The organism is Duganella sp. AC917, assembly GCF_979258245.1.
Genome location: NZ_OZ409848.1, coordinates 4920321 through 4940248 on the forward strand (window position 1 = coordinate 4920321; position 19928 = coordinate 4940248).

The following is a 19928-nucleotide window of genomic DNA, read 5'->3' on the forward strand; positions in this document are numbered from 1 at the left end:
GCTGACATGATTTCCATCCAAACGACGCTGGCGCAATTCGAGCAGGGCGCGATCGACAAGCCAAACTTCATCAAGACCATGTACGAGCAGCACCACGCGGTGCTGTTCGACTACGCCGCCTACATCGGCCGCACCAATGTGCGCAAGATCGAAATCGAGGACGGCAAGGTCGTCATGACCTCGCGCGACCGCGGCATCCGCATCGCCTGCACGCCCGGCGACTACCGCGTGGCGCCGATGGAGACGCTCAACTTCTTCGACTACGAGAAGGAAGAGGCGACCATGATGGAAAACCTGGTGGCCGACGGCGACAACTTCTTCGACATCGGCGCCAACATCGGCTGGTACGCGCTCAATATCGCCGCCTCGCGCCGCGCCGCCACCGTCTACGCCTTCGAGCCGATTCCGACCACCTACGGCCACCTGACGACCAACCTGGCCCTCAACGCCAGCGCCAACATCAAGCCGCACAACTTCGGCCTGTCCGAACAGGCCGGCGAGTTCACCTTCTACTACCCGCCCGAGGGCTCGGGCAACGCTTCGGCGGTCAACCTGACCGGCCGCGACGACGTGCGCACCGCGCAGTGCGAAGTGCGCACGCTGGACGCCTACACCGCCGACACCGGCGTGCGGGTGGACTTCATCAAATGCGACGTCGAGGGCGCCGAGCTGCTGGTGTTCAAGGGCGGCATCGAGACCATCGCCCGCGACAAGCCGATCGTGCTGTCGGAAATCCTGCGCAAGTGGTCGGCCAAGTTCGGCTACAACCCGAACGAGATCTTCGCGCTGTTCCGTGGCGTCGGCTACCAGGTCTACACGGCCGAGGAAGGACGCCTGGTGGAATTCGGCGACATGGACGAGAACACCATCCCGACCAACTACTTCTTCCTGCACCCGGAGGCGCACGCCGAACAGCTGCGCCGCTACCGCCGCGCCTGAGCCGGCGGTATTCACGAATAGCGCAACACGGAGCCACCCACGCCTATGGAATCCAACCAGGTCATCCTGTCGATCTGCATCCCGACCTACAACCGCGCGCCGTTCCTGCGCCAGACGCTGGAAAGCATCGTCGGCCAGCCGACCTTCATCGAGGGCGGCGAGGTCGAAATCGTCATCTCGGACAACGGCTCGGAGGACGACACCGAGCAGGTCGCGGCCGGCTTCGTCGCCGCCCACCCGGGCAAGATCCGCTACCACCGCCACGCCGAGACCATTTCGCCGGACATGAACTTCAAGTTCGTCATGGAACAGGGGCGCGGGCTGTACCTCAAGCTGCACAACGATAACCTGATGTTCAACCCCGGCAGCCTGCCGGAGATGCTCAAGGTCTACCGCGCCACCGCCGCCGAGATGCCGATCGTGTTCTTCACCAACGGCAACCACTTCCAGGGCAACGCGCTCGAGGTGATCACCAGCATGAGCGACTTCGTGCGCCGCGTGTCGTTCATCTCGACCTGGATCGGCGGCTTCGGCATGTGGCGCGCCGAATTCCTGGCGCTGCCGGACTTCGCCCGCAACCAGCACCTGCGGCTGGTGCAGACCGACGTGCTGCTGCGATTGCTGAGCACGGGCAAGCGCGCCATCGTGCTGTTCCAGCCGTATTTCAGCGGCGTGCCCACCGGCCGCAAGGGCGGCTACAAAAAGGGCGGCTACAACATCGCCGAAGTCTTCGGCAAGAATTACCTGACCCTGCTCAAGCCCTACGTTGTCGCCGGCCAGCTCGACCGCATGGTCTACGAGCACGAAAAGAAGGCGCTGCTGATCCAGCACATCATTCCCTACTACTTCGACCCCGAGAACGATTACCAGAAGACCGGCTTCTTCGAGCACATGCAGGACTACGTCGACGACGACTACTTCTACGAGGCGATACGGGACGTGCCGCACGATGTGCCGCCACGCGTGCTGCCGACGCCGGCGCCAGCGCCGCACCCCGCACCAGCCGCGCCGCCCGCGCCGGCGCCCTCCTACGAGGAGCAGAAGCGGGCCTACTGGCGCGCGCTCAACGCCCACAACCACACCGACCTGACCCTGTCCGCCGGGCCGTTCGACTTCAGCCGCGTGACGGTGGGACGCCACAGCTACGGTCCGCTGCGCGTAATCGCCTACGGCCACCCGGACGAGCGCCTGACCATCGGCAGCTTCGTGTCGCTGGCCGACGAGGTCACCTTCATGATGGGCGGCAACCATCCGTACGAAGGCGTTTCCACCTTCCCGTTCCGGGTCAAGTTCTTCGGCGAGGGGCTGGAATCGACCACCAAGGGCGCGATCGTGGTCGGCGACGACGTCTGGATCGGCATGCAGGTGCTGATCATGTCGGGCATCACCATCGGCCAGGGCGCTGTGATCGCGGCCGGCAGCGTGGTGACCAAGGATGTGGCGCCGTACACCATCGTCGGCGGCAATCCGGCGCGGGTGATCAAGCAGCGCTACGCACCGGAAGTGGTGGCGAAAATGGTCCATCTCGACTATTTCAAAGTGACCGACGCGGCCATCGTGCGGCATCGCGAAACCTTGTACCAGCCGCTGACGGTAGATAACGTCGATACCGTGATCGCCAACCTGATGGGCGGTTAAGCATCACGAATATAAAAAAGCCGACCCCGGATCCGCGGGTCGGCTTTTGGCGCAGGCTTGCTTTGCGCTTATTCTTTTTCAGGCATGGCCGACGAGTGGTGGCTGGTGATCAGCCACTCGGTACCGTACCATTTATAGGTATAGGTGTAACGCGCCTTGACTTGCTTGCCATCCGCAAATTTGAACGTGTACAGGCCCGCATCGACCGCGCTGTTGCACTTGATCTTGATGGTGCGGCTGTTGATGGTGCCGACCGGCTTGTTCTTCAGGAAGTGCTCGAAGTAGTCCTTCTTTTCTTCCACCGTCATGCGCGGCGTGTTCGACACGGTCGGCAGCAGCACCGAGCCCTCCGCGTAGTTGGCCACGACCTTGTCCGGATCGCCGGTTTGCAGCGAGCCGTTCCAGCGGTCGAACAGGCCGGCGATTTCTTTTTCCGACGATGGGTGGCAGGCTTCGCTGCCGGCGGCGTGGGCATTGCAAGCTAACAAAATGCAGGCGAGTGGGAGGATGGTCCAGTTGCGCATGGTATTCCTTGGTATGGGATGGATCGGACGACGCTAAGCTTAGCCGCCGTGGTACAGCGGGTTCGGTGCGACGAACACGCGCACGCGGTGGGTATCGATCTCTTTCGGGGCGATTTTCGACAGCGCGAAGCTGGTGCTGCCGCGCAGCGTGTCGAAATGCCATGCGAACGATTTGTCGCCGACGACGAACTGCACGGTTTCACCCTGGGTGACGTTGACGTGCTTGGTCTTAGGCAGGATCTTGATGACGCGGGTGCCGGCGTCGGCGGTGGCCGGGGTGCCGTTGACGTTGTTCTTGTTGGCGGCCAGGGTGGTCAGGGGCATGCAGATCACCAGTGCGGCGAGGGTCAGGAATTTTTTCATTGCGTAGTCCAGTAGAGAAATGGGACGCCAGGAAATATGGCGATGGGCCGAAGTATCATTGCTAACAGTCAACCGCACCATCAGGAAAGCATGCTGTTAACCATCAGGAAATCCTGAAACGTCCGTCAGGCAAGCCGCCGCCGTCGCCCTTCCCCGCGTTGCGCCATCTGCCGGTAGGGATTGCCCTACCAAACAATCAAGTTCTCCCGATAGCAGCCGCCGGCGCGCCAAGGCACACTTGCGCACCTCGCGTCCTCCCCCAGCGCCGAGACAATTCGCAGACATCCGGGACAACGACACAAGGAAGTGAAAATGAAGAAACCCCTGGCAGCATTGATCATCGCAGCAATCGCAGCAATCGGCGCCATCGCCGGCAACGCCGTCGCGCAGGAATCGCCGTGGCTGGTACGCGCCCGCGCGGTCAACCTGGACATGGCCAGCAAGTCCGATCCGGTCGCCGGCGCCGGCGCGTCGGATCGCCTCACCATCAGCGACAAGACCATACCGGAAGTCGACGTCTCCTATTTCTTCACGCCGAACTGGGCGGCGGAACTGGTGCTGACGTATCCGCAAAAGCACGACGTCATGCTTGACGGGCGCAACATCGGCAGCTTCAAGCACCTGCCGCCGACGCTGATGGTGCAGTACCACTTCGTGCTGGACTCGCCGTTCAAGCCGTACCTGGGCGCCGGCTTGAACTACACGGTGTTCTCGAAGGTCAAACTGCTCGACGGCGGCGCCAGCCTGGAACACGACAGCGTCGGCCTGGCGCTGCAGGCCGGCGTCGACTACGCGATCAACAAGCAATGGTCGCTCAACTTCGACATCAAGAAGGTGCAGATCCGCAGCGACGTCTACATCGGCGGCGCCAAGGCCAGCCGTGTCAAGGCCGATCCGCTGATGCTGGGCGCCGGCGTCGGTTACCGTTTCTGATGCCGCGCGCGGAAAGTGCGCGCGCAATGAAAACGGGCGGCAATTGCCGCCCGTTTTCATTGACAGTAAGCGCGCCTCAGGGCTCGCGGATCGATTCGTCCAGCGCCCGGGTCAGCGGATACAGCAGATACGACATCACCGTGCGGTGGCCAACGACGATCTCGGCCGAGACGGTCATGCCGGGCAGCAGGCGCGTGCCGTCGGTCATATTCTTCAGATCGCCCTTGTACGGAATGCGGCTCAGGTAATAGGCGTCCATGCCGCCGCCGTTCTTGTCGGCGGCGTCGCGCTTGAACGAGTCCTGGCTGATCGTGCGTACTTTGCCTTCCAGCATGCCGTGCTTCATGAACGAGAACGCATCCACCTTCAGATGGCTGACGGCGCCGGGCTTGATGTAGCCGATGTCGAGCGAGTCGATCTGCACTTCGGCCTCCAGTTCGGCGCCCAGCGGCACCAGCGTGAACAAGGTTTCGGCCTCGCGCACGATGGAGCCGACCGACAGCTTGCCGATCTCCAGCACCACGCCGTCGGCCGGCGCCACCATCTGGATCATCTTCAGGCGCTTGTCGGCCTTGGCCAGCTGTTCGTTGATGCCGTCGCGGTCGCGCGAGGCGGTCAGCAAGTCTTCCATCGCCTTCTGGCGCCAGCTCTTGTCGAAAGCCGACCGCTCGGCCTGGGCCGAAGCGAGCTCGCTGGCCATCTCGATCGCCTTGTTACGCTGCATGTCCATGTCGCGTTCGACGCCCAGGCGGCGGTCGCGCGCCTCCAGCAGGTGCATCTTGGCGCCGAACTGCTCGGCCATCAGCTGCTCCTGCATCGCCTCGACCTCGCGCAAGGCCTTGACGCGCTGGGCCAGGATCACCTGATCGTGCTTGTTGGTTTCCAGGCCGGCGCGCAGGCGCGCGATGTTCTGGTCCATCTTGGTCTTTTGCGCTTCGAAGTTGGCCTTGCGCTCGCTGGACAACTGCGATTGCAGCTGGGCGTCCGCGCTCGAACCGCTGGTCACGGCCGCGCCGGGTGTGCCCGACAGTTCGGCGCGCAGGCCGGCGGCCTGGGTGTCCAGGCTTTGCAGGCGGATGCGCAGTTGCGACTCGTCGGCGGCGCTGAAGGTCGGGTCCAGCGTGGCCAGCACCTGGCCCTTCTTGACGATCTGGCCGACGCGCACGTCGATGCTCTGGATGATAGACGTGTCGAGCGGCTGCACCACGATGTTGGGCAGCGGGTTGACCAGGCGGCCGTGGGCGACGACGATCTTCTCGACCGGCGAGAAGCAGGCCCAGAGGATGAACGACGCGAACGCCAGCAGCAGCACGTGCAGCGTGACGCGCACGAACCTGGGCAGCGGACCGCGCTCGATGGCGTCCGCATCGGGCAGAAACTCGATTTCGGTTTCGTCCTTGCGGCGCTTGAAGCTTAGAGGTGACTTGTTTGCTGGTTCCATAGGTGCTGGTAAGTTTCGCTACGTGTAAGCAGTTCTTCGTGACGGCCCGCATCCATCAGGCTGCCCTGCTGCATGACCATGATTTTGTCGGCGTTGACGAGGGTCGACAGGCGGTGCGAAATCATCACCACGGTGCGGCCGACGGCGATGCGCGACAGGTTGCTGATGAAAATGGCTTCGCTCTCGGGGTCCAGCGCGCTGGCCGCCTCGTCGAGGATCAGGATGCGCGGGCGCGCCACCAGCGTACGGGCGATCGACAGGCGCTGCTTTTGGCCGCCCGACAGGTTCGACGCGTTCTCTTCCAGTACGGTGTCGTAGCCCATCGGCAGGCGCTCGATGAATTCGTCGGCGCCGGCGGCCACCGCCGCTTCGACCAGCTCCTCGAACGTGGCGTCGGGCTTGGTGACGGACAGGTTCTCGCGGACGGTGCCGCGGAACAGGAAGTTCTCCTGCAGGACCACGCCAATCTGGCGGCGCAGGTGCGACAGCTCGATCTCGCGGGCGTCGATGCCGTCGAAGCGCACGATGCCTTCCTGGACCGGGTACAAGCCCTGGATCAACTTGGTCAACGTGGTCTTGCCCGAGCCGCTGCGGCCGACGATGCCGACCACGGTGCCCTGCTCGATCGTGAAGCTGGCCTTGTTGAGCGCCATCGCCTGCGCGCCGGGATAGCGGAAGGTGACGGCGTCGAATTTGATTTCGCCATCAAGCACCGGACGCAAGCCGTTGGCGCCGGCGCGGCCTTCCGGCGCGCGGTTCATCACCTCGCCCAGCATCTTGACCGACAGCGCCGTCTCCTGGTACTCGTTGACCAGGCCGACCAGCGAGATCAGCGGACCGGTCACGCGCCCGGCCAGCATCTGGAAGGCGATCAGGCCGCCGACCGACAAGGTCTGGTCGAACACATCGGCGGCGCCGACCACGATCAGGGTGACAGGCAGCAGCTTGCCGAGGAAATCGGTGACGGCGTTGCCGGCGATGGAGATCTGGCCGACCCGGAAGTGCATGGTGATCGCTTCGGCCGAGCGCTGATCCCAGATGCGGCGCTGCGACGGCTCGATCGCCAGCGCCTTGACCGTGCGCATGCCGTGGATGGTTTCGACCAGCATGCCCTGGCGCTGTCCCTCGGCCGAGTACAGCGCGTTGAGGCGGCGCTGGAAGGTCGGCACCATGGCCAGCACCACGCCGCCGATCATGGCCGCGAACAGCAGCACGATCATCGCCAGCTTGAACGAATAGCTGAACAGGATAGGCACGAACACCAGCAGCGCGATCAGGTCGAGCGCGGTGAAGAACAGGCGCCCGGTCAGGAAGCTGCGGATTTTTTCCAGCTGCTGCATGTGGCGCGTGACCACGCCGGCGCTGGTGGTCTCGAAGAAGTCGATCGGCAGCGACAGCAGGTGGGCGAACACGCGCCGCGTCAGGCGCATGTCGATCTTGTTGGACGCGGCCAGGGTCAGCGTCTGGCGCAGGAAGCCGAAGGTGGCGTCGAACACCAGCGCCATGATGATGCCCACGGCCAGCACCTGCAAGGTCGTCACGCTCTGGTGCGTGAGCACCTTGTCGATCACCAGCTGGAAGAAGATCGGCGAGGCCAGCGCCAGCAGCTGCATGGCGATGGCGGCGATGAAGATGTCGCGGAAGGCGGCCTTCTGCTTGAGGATCTCGGGGATGAACCAGCGCAGCCCGAACGGCTGGTTCGGGTCGGTCAGCTTGTGCTGGCGTTTGATGAACAGCACGTCGCCGGCCCAGCGCTTCTCGAACTCGCCGCGCGCGACCATGACCACGGTGGCGTTGGCGTTGGCCGGGTTGAGCACGGCGACCTGGTCCTCGGCGCCCGGATGGCCGACCGCGTCGGCCGGCTTAACGCCGACCACGATGATCATATTGCCATCGATCAGGCGCGCCATCAGCGGGAACACGCCGCCCTGCGCCATCAGCCGCGACCAGGTGAGCTTGTCCGCCTTGGCTTTCAAACCGATATCCGAGGCGATGCGCAGCAGCGCGCCGTCGCCAGGTTCCTCCGCGCGCAGCGCGTAGTCGTCGATCAGTCGCTCCGGATTGATCTGCAGACCATGGTGTTGCGCGATGGCGGTCAGACACTGGATCGCGGTATGGGGAAATTTATCGTGCATAGGCCTGATGTGTGGGAAGGAACTGGGGCGCGCCGCCGGGCAAAGCTTGCCTTCGCGCACTATCGAACCAGCCTTCGGATTCTAACCCAGCGCAGAGCCCGCAAACGGCTTTTGTTGTTTAGAAGCACAAGCAGGTTTACCCCGCTATTCGACGGTTCAAAAAAAAACGGCAAGACCCTGAGGTCTTGCCGTCTTCATCGAGCGACTGGTACAGCTGATTACCGCAGCTTACTTGGCAGCCAGGATACCCTGGTGATGGGCGCCTTGCAGCGCTTTCAGTCGCAGCGTTTCTTCGGTCGAGACCGAGTTGCTTGCGGCGGTCAGCTTGTTGTCGTAGTTGCTGATCGCACTGGCCATCGCCGCCACCGCCGTGTTCGCGCTGGAAGGCATCTCCAGCTTGGTCACGGTGGAGGCCGCCGTTGCCGCGCCGAAGCTCGACATCGCCGAAGCCAGTCCGCTGACCGAGCTGGTCAGGTTGGTGCTGGCCGCACCGGCCGCGAACCAGACGTCGGCCGCTGCGTGGGTGGCGCCGTCGGCGGTCTCAAAGGTCGAGGTCAGACCGATGATGTTGCCGTTGTTGCGGGTGCCGTCCACTTTGACATCGAGGTTCAGCTTGGTGATGTTCAGCGACGCCAGCGATTTCAGCTCGTCGGCCTGGCTGACGCCGTCGGCATTGCCGTCGACCCATACCTGCAGACTCGAGAAGGCGCCGTCCTTGGCATCGATCACGCCGTCGCCGTTGCTGTCCAGCTGCGCCAGCGCATCGTAGCCGTTGGTGGCCTTGGTGCCGTTGGCCAGCGTGGTGCCTACACCGAACAGCTCGCTACCGTCGTTGATGGTGCCGTCGCCGTTGACATCGCGCACCAGCAGACCGTCGCCGCCGCCAACCCAGCCAGCGTTGACCTTGGTGCCGGAGGCGGTCAGGTCGAAGCTGACGCCGGCCGACGCGCTCAGGGTGCTGATGCCGTCACCGTTCAAATCGAGCACCAGCGGCGAGATGCCGTGGGCCGCGTTGAACAGGGCGCTACCCTGGGCGGTGCTCATGGCGTCGATCTGAGCCGACGTCATGGCGTTCGCTTGCGACGAGCTCAGCGAGTAGATCTGGCCGGTCGTCAGGGCTTTCACCTGATCGGTGGTCAGACGCACCAGTTGCGCCGTGCTCAGGGCCACGAACGAGGCGGTCTTGAGCGCACCCAGATCGGCCGTTTCGAGCGCCTGGATGTTGTTGGTCGACAGCGCCCGCACTTGCGCGGTGCTCAGCGCGTTGAGCTGGTTGCTCGACAGCGCCACGGTCTGGTCGGTGGTCAGACCGAAGCCGAATGCCGACGTGCTCAGCGCGGCCACCTGCGCGGTGCTCAGCGCGGTGATCTGGTCGGTCGTCAACGCGGCGACCTGCACGGTGCGCAGCGCGGTGATCGCGGACGATTTCAGTCCGACGATGTCCTGCGTTTCGATCGCCGCCAGGTTGCTGGTGCTCAGCGCTGCCGTTTGCAGCGAGCTCAGCGCACCAATCTGGTTGGACGTCAGCGCCACGATCTGGTCGGTGGTCAGGGCGTTGCCCACCTGTGCGGTGGTCAGCGCGGTGATGCCGGCGGTCGACAGGCTGGCCACCTGGTCGGTGGTCAGCGCGCGGATCTGGGCGCTCGACAGGCCGCTCAGGGCGCTCGATTTCAGCGCGGCCAGGTCGGCCGTTTCAATCGCGGCGATCCCGTCGACCGTCAGCGCCACCACTTGCTGGGTGCTCAACGTCGCGGCCTGGGCCGTGGTCAGCGCTGCGACCTGGTCCGAACCGAGGGTACGGAACGCCGCGGTGCTCAGCGCCACGATCTGGGCGGTCGTCAGCGTGGCCACCTGGGCGGTGGTCAGCCCGGCGATTTGCGACGATTTCAGACCGGCGATGGCGGCCGTGCTGATGGCGGCGATGTCAGCCGTCTCGATGGCGCCGAGGTTGTTGCTCGACAGCGCGCTGACCTGGGCGGTGCTCAGGACGGCGAACTGGCTCGACGTCAACGCGACGACCTGGTCGGTCGACAGGCCGTTGGCGACGTTGGCGGTGCTCAGCGCCACCAGTTGGGCCGTTGCCAGACCTTTGACCTGGTCGGTCGTCAGCGCGGTGACCTGCGCCGAGGTCAGGCCGGCGAACGAGGCGGTCCGCAACGCAGCCAGGTCGGCCGTTTGCAGGGCGGCCACGGCGTCGGTGCTCAGGGCGGCGACTTGGCCGCTGCTCAGGGCGTTGGCTTCTGCGGTGGTCAGCGCCACGACCTGGTCGGTCGTCAGGGCGCGGACCTGGTTGGTCGACAGACCGGCGACGGCGGCGGTCTTCAGTGCGGCGAAGTCGGCCGTTTCCAGCGCGGCGACGGCGTCGGTACCGAAGGCGGCGACCTGCTGGGTGCTCAGTGCCGAAGCCTGGGCCGTCGTCAGCGCCACGACCTGGTCCGTGCTCATCGCCCGGATGCCGCCGGTGGTCAGCGCGACAACCTGGTTGGTCGACAAGGCAGCCACATTCTCGGTCGACAAGGCGGCAATCTGGCTCGATTTCAGCGCGCCGATGCCGGCGGTGCTGATGCCGACGATGTCAGCCGTTTCGATGGCGGCGATGCTGTTGGTCGACAGTGCGTTGACCTGGGCGGTGCTCAGGCTGGCGAACTGGCTCGACGACAGGGCCACGATCTGGTCGGTGGTCAAGCCGTTGGCGACGTTGGCGGTGGTCAACGCGGACAACTGGGCCGTTGCCAGGCCTTTGACCTGGTCGGTCGTCAGCGCGGCGACCTGGCTGGCGTTCAAGCCGGCGAACGAAGCCGTCTTGAGTGCGGCCAGATCGGCGGTTTGCAGGGCGGCCACGGCGTCGGTGCTCAGGGCGGCGACTTGCGCGCTGCTCAGGGCGTTGGCTTCGGCGGTGGTCAGCGCGACGACCTGGTCGGTCGTCAACGCACGCACCTGGCTGGTCGACAGCCCGGCGACAGCGGCGGTCTTCAGCGCGGCGAAGTCGGCCGTTTCCAGCGCGGCGACGGCGTCGGTACCGAAGGCGGCGACCTGCTGGGTGCTCAGTGCCGCGGCCTGGGCCGTGGTCAGCGCGACAACCTGGTCGGTGGTCAGACCGCGGACGCCGGCGGTGGTCAGGGCGACCACCTGGTTGGTCGACAGGGTCGATACCTGGGCGGTGCCCAGCGCGGCGATCTGCGACGATTTCAGCGCGGCGATACCGGCGGTGCTGATACCGACGATGTCGGCAGTCTCGATGGCGCCGATGCTGTTGCTCGACAGGGCAGCGATCTGGCCGGTGCTCAGGCCCGAGAACTGGCTCGACGACATGGCGACGATCTGGTCGGTCGTCAGGCCGTTGGCGATGTTGGCGGTGCTCATCGCGGCGAACTGGGCGCTTGACAGGCCTTTGACCTGGTCGGTCGTCAGCGCGGCGACCTGGCTCGAGTTCAAGCCGGCGAACGACGACGTCTTGAGCGCGGCCAGATCGGCGGTCTGCATGGCGGCCACGGAATCGGTGCTCAGGGCAGCCACTTGCGCGCTGCTCAGGGCACCGGCTTCGGTGGTCGTCAGCGCGACAACCTGGTCGGTCGTCAAGGCGCGGATCTGGTTGGTCGACAGGCCGGCGATGGCGGCGGTCTTCAGCGCGGCGAAGTCGGCCGTTTCCAGCGCGGCGATGGCGTTGGTGCTGAAGGCGGCAACCTGCTGCGTGCTCAGTGCCGAAGCCTGGGCCGTGGTCAGCGCGACAACCTGGTCGGTGGTCAGGCCTGCGACACCGGCGGTGGTCAGCGCGACAACCTGGTTGGTCGACAGCGTAGCGACCTGGTCGGTGCCGAGGGCGGCGATCTGTGACGATTTGAGCGCGGCGATGCCGGCGGTGCTGATACCGACGATGTCAGCGGTCTCGATGGCGCCGATGCTGTTGCTCGACAGGGCACCGATCTGGCTGGTGCTCAGGCCCGAGAACTGACTCGACGACATGGCGACGATCTGGTCGGTCGTCAGGCCGTTGGCGATGTTGGCGGTGCTCATTGCAGCGAACTGCGCGCTCGACAGGCCTTTGATCTGGTCGGTCGTCAGCGCGGCGACCTGGGTCGAGTTCAACGCGGCGAACGAGCCGGTCTTCAGCGCGGCCAAATCGGCGGTCTGCATGGCGGCCACGGAATCGGTGCTCAGGGCGGCCACTTGCGCGCTGCTCAGGGCACCAGCTTCGGTGGTCGTCAGCGCGACAACCTGATCGGTCGTCAAGGCGCGGATCTGGTTGGTCGTCAGACCGGCGATGGCGGCGGTCTTCAGCGCGGCGAAGTCGGCCGTTTCCAGTGCGGCGATCGCGTTGGTGCTCAGCGCAACAACTTGCTGGGTGCTCAGTGCCGAAGCCTGGGCGGTGGTCAGCGCGACAACCTGGTCGGTGGTCAGGCCGGCGACACCGGCGGTGGTCAGCGCGGCGACCTGGTTGGTCGACAACGTGGCGACCTGGTCGGTGCCGAGGGCGGCGATCTGCGACGATTTCAGCGCGGCGATACCGGCGGTGCTGATACCGACGATGTCAGCGGTCTCGATGGCGCCGATGCTGTTGCTCGACAGGGCAGCGATCTGGCCGGTGCTCAGGCCCGAGAACTGGCTCGACGACATGGCGACGATCTGGTCGGTCGTCAGGCCGTTGGCGATGTTGGCGGTGCTCATCGCGGCGAACTGGGCGCTCGACAGGCCTTTGACCTGGTCGGTCGTCAGCGCGGCGACCTGGCTCGAGTTCAACGCGGCGAACGACGCCGTTTTGAGTGCGGCCAGATCGGCGGTCTGCATGGCGGCCACGGAATCGGTGCTCAGGGCAGCCACTTGCGCGCTGCTCAGGGCACCGGCTTCGGTGGTCGTCAGCGCGACAACCTGGTCGGTCGTCAGGGCGCGGATCTGGTTGGTCGACAGGCCGGCGATGGCGGCGGTCTTCAGCGCGGCGAAGTCGGCCGTTTCCAGCGCGGCAATCGCGTTGGTGCTGAAGGCGGCAACCTGCTGCGTGCTCAGTGCCGAAGCCTGGGCCGTGGTCAGCGCGACAACCTGGTCGGTGGTCAGGCCGGCGACACCGGCGGTGGTCAGCGCGACAACCTGGTTGGTCGACAGCGTAGCGACTTGATCGGTGCCGAGGGCGGCGATCTGCGACGATTTCAGCGCGGCGATACCGGCGGTGCTGATACCGACGATGTCGGCGGTCTCGATGGCGCCGATGCTGTTGCTCGACAGAGCGCCGATCTGGGCGGTGCTCAGGCTGGCGAACTGCCCGGATTTCATCGCAACGATCTGGTCGGTGGTCAAGCCGGCGGCGATGTTGGCGGTGCTCATTGCTGCGAACTGGGCCGTTGCCAGGCCGTTGACCTGGTCGGTCGTCAGCGCGGCAACCTGTGCCGAATTGAGGCCGGCGAACGACGCCGTCTTCAGGGCAGCCAGATCGGCGGTTTGCAGGGCGGCTACCGAGTCGGTGCTCAGGGCGGCAACTTGCGCGCTGCTCAGGGCATTGGCTTCGGCGGTGGTCAGCGCAACGACCTGGTCGGTCGTCAGTGCACGGACCTGGTTGGTGGTCAGGCCGGCGACAGCGGCGGTCTTCAGCGCGGCGAAGTCGGCCGTTTCCAGCGCAGCGATCGCGTTGGTGCTCAGCGCAACAACTTGCTGGGTGCTCAGTGCCGAAGCCTGGGCGGTGGTCAGTGCGACAACCTGGTCGGTGGTCAGGCCGGCGACACCGGCGGTGGTCAGCGCGACAACCTGGTTGGTCGACAACGTGGCGACCTGGTCGGTGCCGAGGGCGGCGATTTGCGACGATTTCAGCGCGGCGATACCGGCGGTGCTGATACCGACGATGTCAGCGGTCTCGATGGCGCCGATGCTGTTGCTCGACAGGGCACCGATCTGGCTGGTGCTCAGGCCGGCGAATTGGCTCGACGTCATGGCGACGATCTGGTCGGTCGTCAGGCCGTTGGCGATGTTGGCGGTGCTCATCGCGGCGAACTGGGCGCTCGACAGGCCTTTGACCTGGTCGGTCGTCAGCGCGGCGACCTGGCTCGAGTTCAGACCGGCGAACGACGCCGTCTTCAGCGCGGCCAGATCGGCCGTCTGCAGGGCGGCGACAGCGTCGGTGCTCAGGGCGGCCACTTGCGCGCTGCTCAGGGCATTGGCTTCGGTGGTCGTCAGCGCGACAACCTGGTCGGTCGTCAGGGCGCGGATCTGGTTGGTCGACAGGCCGGCGATGGCGGCGGTCTTCAGCGCGGCGAAGTCGGCCGTTTCCAGCGCGGCGATGGCGTTGGTGCTGAATGCGGCGACCTGCTGCGTGCTCAGTGCCGAAGCCTGGGCGGTGGTCAACGCGACGACCTGGTCGGTGGTCAGGCCGGCGACACCGGCGGTGGTCAGCGCGACAACCTGGTTGGTCGACAACGTGGCGACCTGGTCGGTGCCGAGGGCGGCGATCTGCGACGATTTCAGCGCGGCGATACCGGCGGTGCTAATACCGACGATGTCGGCCGTTTCAATCGCGCCGATGCTGTTGCTCGACAGGGCGCTGATCTGGGCGGTGCTCAGGCTGGCGAATTGCGCCGACGTCAGGGCAACGATCTGATCGGTCGTCAGGCCGTTGGCGACGTTGGCGGTGCTCAGTGCGCTCAACTGGGCCGTTGCCAGGCCTTTGACCTGATCGGTCGTCAGCGCGGCAACCTGGCTCGAATTGAGGCCGGCGAACGACGCCGTCTTCAAGGCAGCCAGGTCGGCGGTTTGCAGGGCGGCTACCGAGTCGGTGCTCAGGGCGGCAACTTGGGCGCTGCTCAGGGCATTGGCTTCGGCGGTGGTCAGCGCGACGACCTGGTCGGTCGTCAGGGCGCGCACCTGGTTGGTGGTCAAGCCGGCGATGGCGGCGGTCTTCAGTGCGGCGAAGTCGGCCGTTTCCAGCGCGGCGACCGCGTTGGTGCTCAGCGCAACAACTTGCTGGGTGCTCAGCGCCGAAGCCTGGGCGGTGGTCAGCGCGACAACCTGGTCGGTGGTCATGCCGGCGACACCGGCGGTGGTCAGCGCGACGATCTGGTTGGTCGACAACGTGGCGACTTGTTCAGTGGCCAAGGCGGCGATCTGCGACGATTTCAGCGCGGCGATGCCAGCGGTGCTGATACCGACGATGTCGGCCGTTTCGATGGCAGCGATGCTGTTGCTCGACAACGCGCCGATCTGGGCAGTGCTCAGGCTGGCGAACTGCGCCGACGTCATGGCGACGATCTGGTCGGTCGTCAGGCCGGTGGCGATGTTGGCGGTGCTCAGCGCGCTCAGCTGGGCCGTTGCCAGGCCTTTGACCTGGTCGGTCGTCAGCGCGGCGACTTGTGCCGAATTCAGACCGGCGAACGACGCCGTCTTCAAAGCGGCCAGATCGGCGGTTTGCAGGGCGGCTACCGAGTCGGTGCTCAGGGCGGCAACTTGGGCGCTGCTCAGGGCGTTGGCTTCGGCGGTGGTCAGTGCGACGACCTGGTCGGTCGTCAGCGCGCGCACCTGGTTGGTGGTCAAGCCGGCGATGGCGGCGGTCTTCAGTGCGGCGAAGTCGGCCGTTTCCAGCGCGGCGACCGCGTTGGTGCTCAGCGCAACAACTTGCTGGGTGCTCAGCGCCGAAGCCTGGGCGGTGGTCAGCGCGACAACCTGGTCGGTGGTCAGGCCGGCGACACCGGCGGTGGTCAGCGCGACGATCTGGTTGGTCGACAACGTGGCGACTTGTTCAGTGGCCAAGGCGGCGATCTGCGACGATTTCAGCGCGGCGATGCCAGCGGTGCTGATACCGACGATGTCGGCCGTTTCGATGGCAGCGATGCTGTTGCTCGACAACGCGCCGATCTGGGCAGTGCTCAGGCTGGCGAACTGCGCCGACGTCATGGCGACGATCTGGTCGGTCGTCAGGCCGGTGGCGATGTTGGCGGTGCTCAGTGCGCTCAACTGGGCCGTTGCCAGGCCTTTGACTTGATCGGTCGTCAGCGCGGCGACTTGTGCCGAATTCAGACCGGCGAACGACGCCGTCTTCAAAGCGGCCAGATCGGCGGTTTGCAGGGCGGCGACCGAGTCGGTGCTCAGGGCGGCGACTTGGGCGCTGCTCAGGGCGTTGGCTTCGGCGGTCGTCAGCGCGACAACCTGGTCGGTCGTCAGGGCACGGATCTGGTTGGTCGACAGGCCGGCGATGGCGGCGGTCTTCAGTGCGGCGAAGTCGGCCGTTTCCAGCGCGGCGACCGCGTTGGTGCTCAGCGCAACAACTTGCTGCGTGCTCAGTGCCGAAGCCTGGGCGGTGGTCAGCGCCACAACCTGGTCGGTGGTCAGACCGGCGACGCCGGCGGTGGTCAGCGCGACGATCTGGTTGGTCGACAACGTGGCGACTTGTTCAGTGGCCAAGGCGGCGATCTGCGACGATTTCAGCGCGGCGATACCGGCGGTGCTGATACCGACGATGTCGGCCGTTTCGATGGCGGCGATGCTGTTGCTCGACAGCGCGCCGATCTGGGCGGTGCTCAGGCTGGCGAATTGCGCCGACGTCATGGCGACGATCTGGTCGGTCGTCAGGCCGGTGGCGATGTTGGCGGTGCTCAGTGCGCTCAACTGGGCCGTTGCCAGGCCTTTGACCTGGTCGGTCGTCAGCGCGGCGACTTGTGCCGAATTCAGACCGGCGAACGACGCCGTCTTCAAAGCGGCCAGATCGGCGGTTTGCAGGGCGGCTACCGAGTCGGTGCTCAGGGCGGCGACTTGCGCGCTGCTCAGGGCGTTGGCTTCGGCGGTGGTCAGCGCGACAACCTGGTCGGTCGTCAGCGCGCGCACCTGGTTGGTGGTCAGGCCGGCGATGGCGGCGGTCTTCAGTGCGGCGAAGTCGGCCGTTTCCAGCGCGGCGACCGCGTTGGTGCTCAACGCCACAACTTGCTGCGTGCTCAGTGCCGAAGCCTGGGCGGTGGTCAGTGCGACAACCTGGTCGGTGGTCAGACCGGCGACGCCGGCGGTGGTCAGCGCGACGATCTGGTTGGTCGACAACGTGGCGACCTGTTCGGTGGCCAGTGCGGCGATCTGCGACGATTTCAGCGCGGCGATGCCAGCGGTGCTGATACCGACGATGTCGGCCGTTTCAATCGCAGCGATGCTGTTGCTCGACAGCGCGCCGATCTGGGCGGTGCTCAGGCTGGCGAATTGCGCCGACGTCATGGCGACGATCTGGTCGGTCGTCAGGCCGGTGGCGATGTTGGCGGTGCTCAGCGCGCTCAGCTGGGCCGTTGCCAGGCCTTTGACCTGGTCGGTGGTCAGCGCGGCGACTTGTGCCGAATTCAGACCGGCGAACGACGCCGTCTTCAAAGCGGCCAGATCGGCGGTTTGCAGGGCGGCTACCGAGTCGGTGCTCAGGGCGGCAACTTGCGCGCTGCTCAGGGCGTTGGCTTCGGCGGTGGTCAGTGCGACGACCTGGTCGGTCGTCAGGGCGCGCACCTGGTTGGTGGTCAGGCCGGCGATGGCGGCGGTCTTCAGTGCGGCGAAGTCGGCCGTTTCCAGCGCGGCAACCGCGTTGGTGCTCAACGCAACAACTTGTTGCGTGGTCAGTGCCGAAGCCTGGGCGGTGGTCAGTGCGACGATCTGGTCGGTGGTCAGGCCGGCCGCGCCGGCGGTAGTCAGTGCGACGATCTGGTTGGTCGACAACGTGGCGACCTGTTCGGTGGCCAGGGCGGCGATCTGCGACGATTTCAGCGCGGCGATGCCGGCGGTGCTGATACCGACGATGTCGGCCGTTTCGATGGCAGCGATGCTGTTGCTCGACAGGGCGCTGATCTGGCCGGTGCTCAGGCCGGAGAATTGCGCCGAGGTCATGGCGACGATCTGGTCGGTCGTCAGGCCGGTGGCGATGTTAGCGGTGCTCATCGCGGCGAACTGGGCGCTCGACAGGCCTTTGACCTGGTCGGTGGTCAGCGCGGCGACCTGGTTGGAATTCAGCGCGGCAAACGAGGCGGTCTTGAGCGCGGCCAGGTCGGCCGTCTGCATGGCGGCCACAGAATCGGTGCTCAGGGCGGCCACTTGCGCGCTGGTCAGCGCGTTGGCGCCGGCGGTGGTCAGCGCGACGATCTGGTCGGTGGTCAGCACGCGGATCTGGCTGGTGGCCAGGCCGGCGATGGCGGCGGTCTTCAGTGCGGCGAAGTCGGCCGTTTCGAGCGCGGCGGTGGCGTCGGTGCCGAGCGAGGCGACTTGCTGGGTGGTCAGTGCGGCGGCCTGGGCGGTGGTCAGCGCGACGACCTGGTCGGTGCTCAGCGCTTTGATGCCGGCCGTGGTCAGGGCAACGATCTGGTTGCTCGACAACGTGGCGACTTGCTCGGTGCTCAATCCTGCGATCTGGTTCGATTTCAGCGCGGCGATGCCGGCGGTGCTGATGCCGACGATGTCGGCCGTTTCGATGGCGGCGATGCTATTGCTCGACAGCGCACTGATCTGGGCGGTGCTCAGGCTGGCGAACTGGGCCGACGTCATCGCGACGATCTGATCGGTCGTCAGGCCATTGGCGACGTTGGAGGTGCTCAGCGCCACCAAGGTGGCGGTGGTCAGGGCCTTGACCTGGTCGGTGGTCAGCGCGCCGACCTGGACCGACGACAGCGAGGCGATCACGCTGGTCTTGAGGGCCGCGATATCGGCCGTTTGCATGGCGGCGATGGCGTCGGTGCCCAGGTTCGATACTTGAGCGCTAGTCAGCGCGTTGGCGCCGGCGGTCGTCAGCGCGACGACTTGGTCCGTGGTCAACGCGCGGATCTGGACGCTGGTCAGGCTGGCGACCGCGGCGGTCTTGAGCGCGGCGAAATCGGACGTTTCCAGGGCGACGATGCCGTCGGTCGACAGCGCGCCGACCTGCTGGGTCAACAGGGCGCCGGCCTGGTTGGTGGTCAGCGCGACAATCTGGTCGGTCGCCAGCGCCTTGATCTGCGCGCTGGTCAAACCGGCCACCGCGTTGGTGCTCAATGCGGCGATGTCTTCGGTGTTCAGCGAGGTCACTGCGCTGGTGGTGATCGCGCCCAATTGCGTGGAAGTCAGTACGGAAGCATGCAACGTCGTCAACGCACCGATCTGATCGGAATTGAGCGAAGCAACCTCAGCTGTCGAAAGCGCTGCGAGTTGCTGGGTAGTCAGACTAGCGATCTGGTCCGTGGTAAAACTGGTTACGACGCTCATTGCATTTCTCCTAAAGGGCGCTCATTCGATCTGTCCGAAAAAGCGGGATCGACGGCCCTACCCGTCGAATCCTTAGCTTCCGTCAGTGGCACATTTGCCGTTTTATAACTATGTATTTGCTGCTAATTCGTTACTACAGGCGCAAAAAATCCCGCACACACATTCTTAACGTCAACAAAAGTGTCAACTTTAGCAAACGGTGGCGATTTGCTGCATTTCAACTTAAATTTCATCACAAATTGTTTGGTGCATCGTTCGCGACACCGTTAGGCGGACAGGGCGGACGACAATTCTGCTCCACTCGAGTACAAGGCGACCAGAGCGGATCTTTCACTAAACAAACTTGTTGCTGCTGGGAATAAAAAACCTGGCCTTCTTCGCCATGTATCAAAAGTGCCCCAAGCACTTGAAATCATTGGCTTTTTTAGACCCGGAACAGTGCTTGGGGGGCACCGGACGCAAGCGTATTAACAGCAAGTATAGCCGAGTTAATTTCCATCAAGAATTTATTTGACCGAATGTATCTTGTCCGCAACCTGCTTCAAGGCAATATTCCTAGCGCGGCAATCATGTTCTTTAGATCATGTTGTATTGCTGAGAAGATAGAGTTGGCGCGCGGCTACGCGTGAAAATCGCGCGCTACATTAATTCGCAGAGGAAATTTTGTTAAAGATGTTACTGTGACTTCATGACGTGCACATGACGTTCAACAACCATTAGTCAACAGCGAGGCGCAGGCCGATGGCGGTCGCCGCCGGCGGCGCGGAAGATGGAGTAGCTAAAGAAAGA

General features: G+C 65.0%; 8 protein-coding genes. 3 read left to right on the plus strand and 5 right to left on the minus strand.

Annotated features, from left to right (window positions below; all coding sequences use genetic code 11):
- The first annotated feature begins 6 nt into the window (after positions 1-6).
- The gene (locus ACZ0BA_RS21515; protein ID WP_463453207.1) at positions 7-939 is read left to right on the plus strand and encodes an FkbM family methyltransferase; all 933 of its coding nucleotides are present in this window, start codon (positions 7-9) and stop codon (positions 937-939) included.
- A 45-nt stretch (positions 940-984) separates the two neighbouring features.
- The gene (locus ACZ0BA_RS21520; RefSeq protein WP_463453208.1) at positions 985-2577 is read left to right on the plus strand and encodes a glycosyltransferase; all 1593 of its coding nucleotides are present in this window, start codon (positions 985-987) and stop codon (positions 2575-2577) included.
- 68 nt (positions 2578-2645) lie between these two features.
- On the opposite strand, the gene ACZ0BA_RS21525 is transcribed toward ACZ0BA_RS21520, so the two are convergent.
- Positions 2646-3101, minus strand: coding sequence for an SgcJ/EcaC family oxidoreductase (locus ACZ0BA_RS21525; RefSeq protein WP_463453209.1), 456 nt, complete (start codon positions 3099-3101; stop codon positions 2646-2648).
- 39 nt (positions 3102-3140) lie between these two features.
- Positions 3141-3464 carry a CzcE family metal-binding protein gene (locus ACZ0BA_RS21530; protein WP_463453210.1) on the minus strand — a complete coding sequence of 108 codons (324 nt, stop codon included), beginning with the start codon at positions 3462-3464 and terminating at the stop codon, positions 3141-3143.
- Between the two features lie 312 nt (positions 3465-3776).
- Between ACZ0BA_RS21530 and ACZ0BA_RS21535 the strand changes: the two genes are divergently transcribed.
- Entirely contained in the window at positions 3777-4397 is a 621-nt protein-coding gene (locus ACZ0BA_RS21535; protein ID WP_463453211.1) for an OmpW/AlkL family protein, read from the plus strand.
- A 76-nt stretch (positions 4398-4473) separates the two neighbouring features.
- Here ACZ0BA_RS21535 and ACZ0BA_RS21540 read toward each other — a convergent pair whose 3' ends face one another.
- The 3 genes from ACZ0BA_RS21540 to ACZ0BA_RS21550 form a co-directional block, all read right to left on the minus strand.
- Entirely contained in the window at positions 4474-5838 is a 1365-nt protein-coding gene (locus tag ACZ0BA_RS21540) for an HlyD family type I secretion periplasmic adaptor subunit (RefSeq protein ID WP_463453212.1), read from the minus strand.
- Complete coding sequence (locus ACZ0BA_RS21545) at positions 5811-7973, minus strand: peptidase domain-containing ABC transporter (protein ID WP_463453213.1); 2163 nt, start codon at positions 7971-7973, stop codon at positions 5811-5813. The genes ACZ0BA_RS21540 and ACZ0BA_RS21545 overlap by 28 nt, the downstream gene beginning before the upstream one ends.
- A 228-nt stretch (positions 7974-8201) precedes the next feature.
- Complete coding sequence (locus tag ACZ0BA_RS21550) at positions 8202-19139, minus strand: hypothetical protein (RefSeq protein ID WP_463453214.1); 10938 nt, start codon at positions 19137-19139, stop codon at positions 8202-8204.
- Positions 19140-19928 lie beyond the last annotated feature (789 nt).

Bases quoted from the DNA above. Each gene is read 5' to 3' on its own strand.
- ACZ0BA_RS21520 (WP_463453208.1), top strand. From the start codon at position 985: ATGGAATCCAACCAGGTCATCCTGTCGATCTGCATCCCGACCTACAAC.
- ACZ0BA_RS21550 (WP_463453214.1), bottom strand. From the start codon at position 19,139: ATGAGCGTCGTAACCAGTTTTACCACGGACCAGATCGCTAGTCTGACT.
- ACZ0BA_RS21525 (WP_463453209.1), bottom strand. From the start codon at position 3,101: ATGCGCAACTGGACCATCCTCCCACTCGCCTGCATTTTGTTAGCTTGC.
- ACZ0BA_RS21530 (WP_463453210.1), bottom strand. From the start codon at position 3,464: ATGAAAAAATTCCTGACCCTCGCCGCACTGGTGATCTGCATGCCCCTG.
- ACZ0BA_RS21545 (WP_463453213.1), bottom strand. From the start codon at position 7,973: ATGCACGATAAATTTCCCCATACCGCGATCCAGTGTCTGACCGCCATC.
- ACZ0BA_RS21515 (WP_463453207.1), top strand. From the start codon at position 7: ATGATTTCCATCCAAACGACGCTGGCGCAATTCGAGCAGGGCGCGATC.
- ACZ0BA_RS21540 (WP_463453212.1), bottom strand. From the start codon at position 5,838: ATGGAACCAGCAAACAAGTCACCTCTAAGCTTCAAGCGCCGCAAGGAC.
- ACZ0BA_RS21535 (WP_463453211.1), top strand. From the start codon at position 3,777: ATGAAGAAACCCCTGGCAGCATTGATCATCGCAGCAATCGCAGCAATC.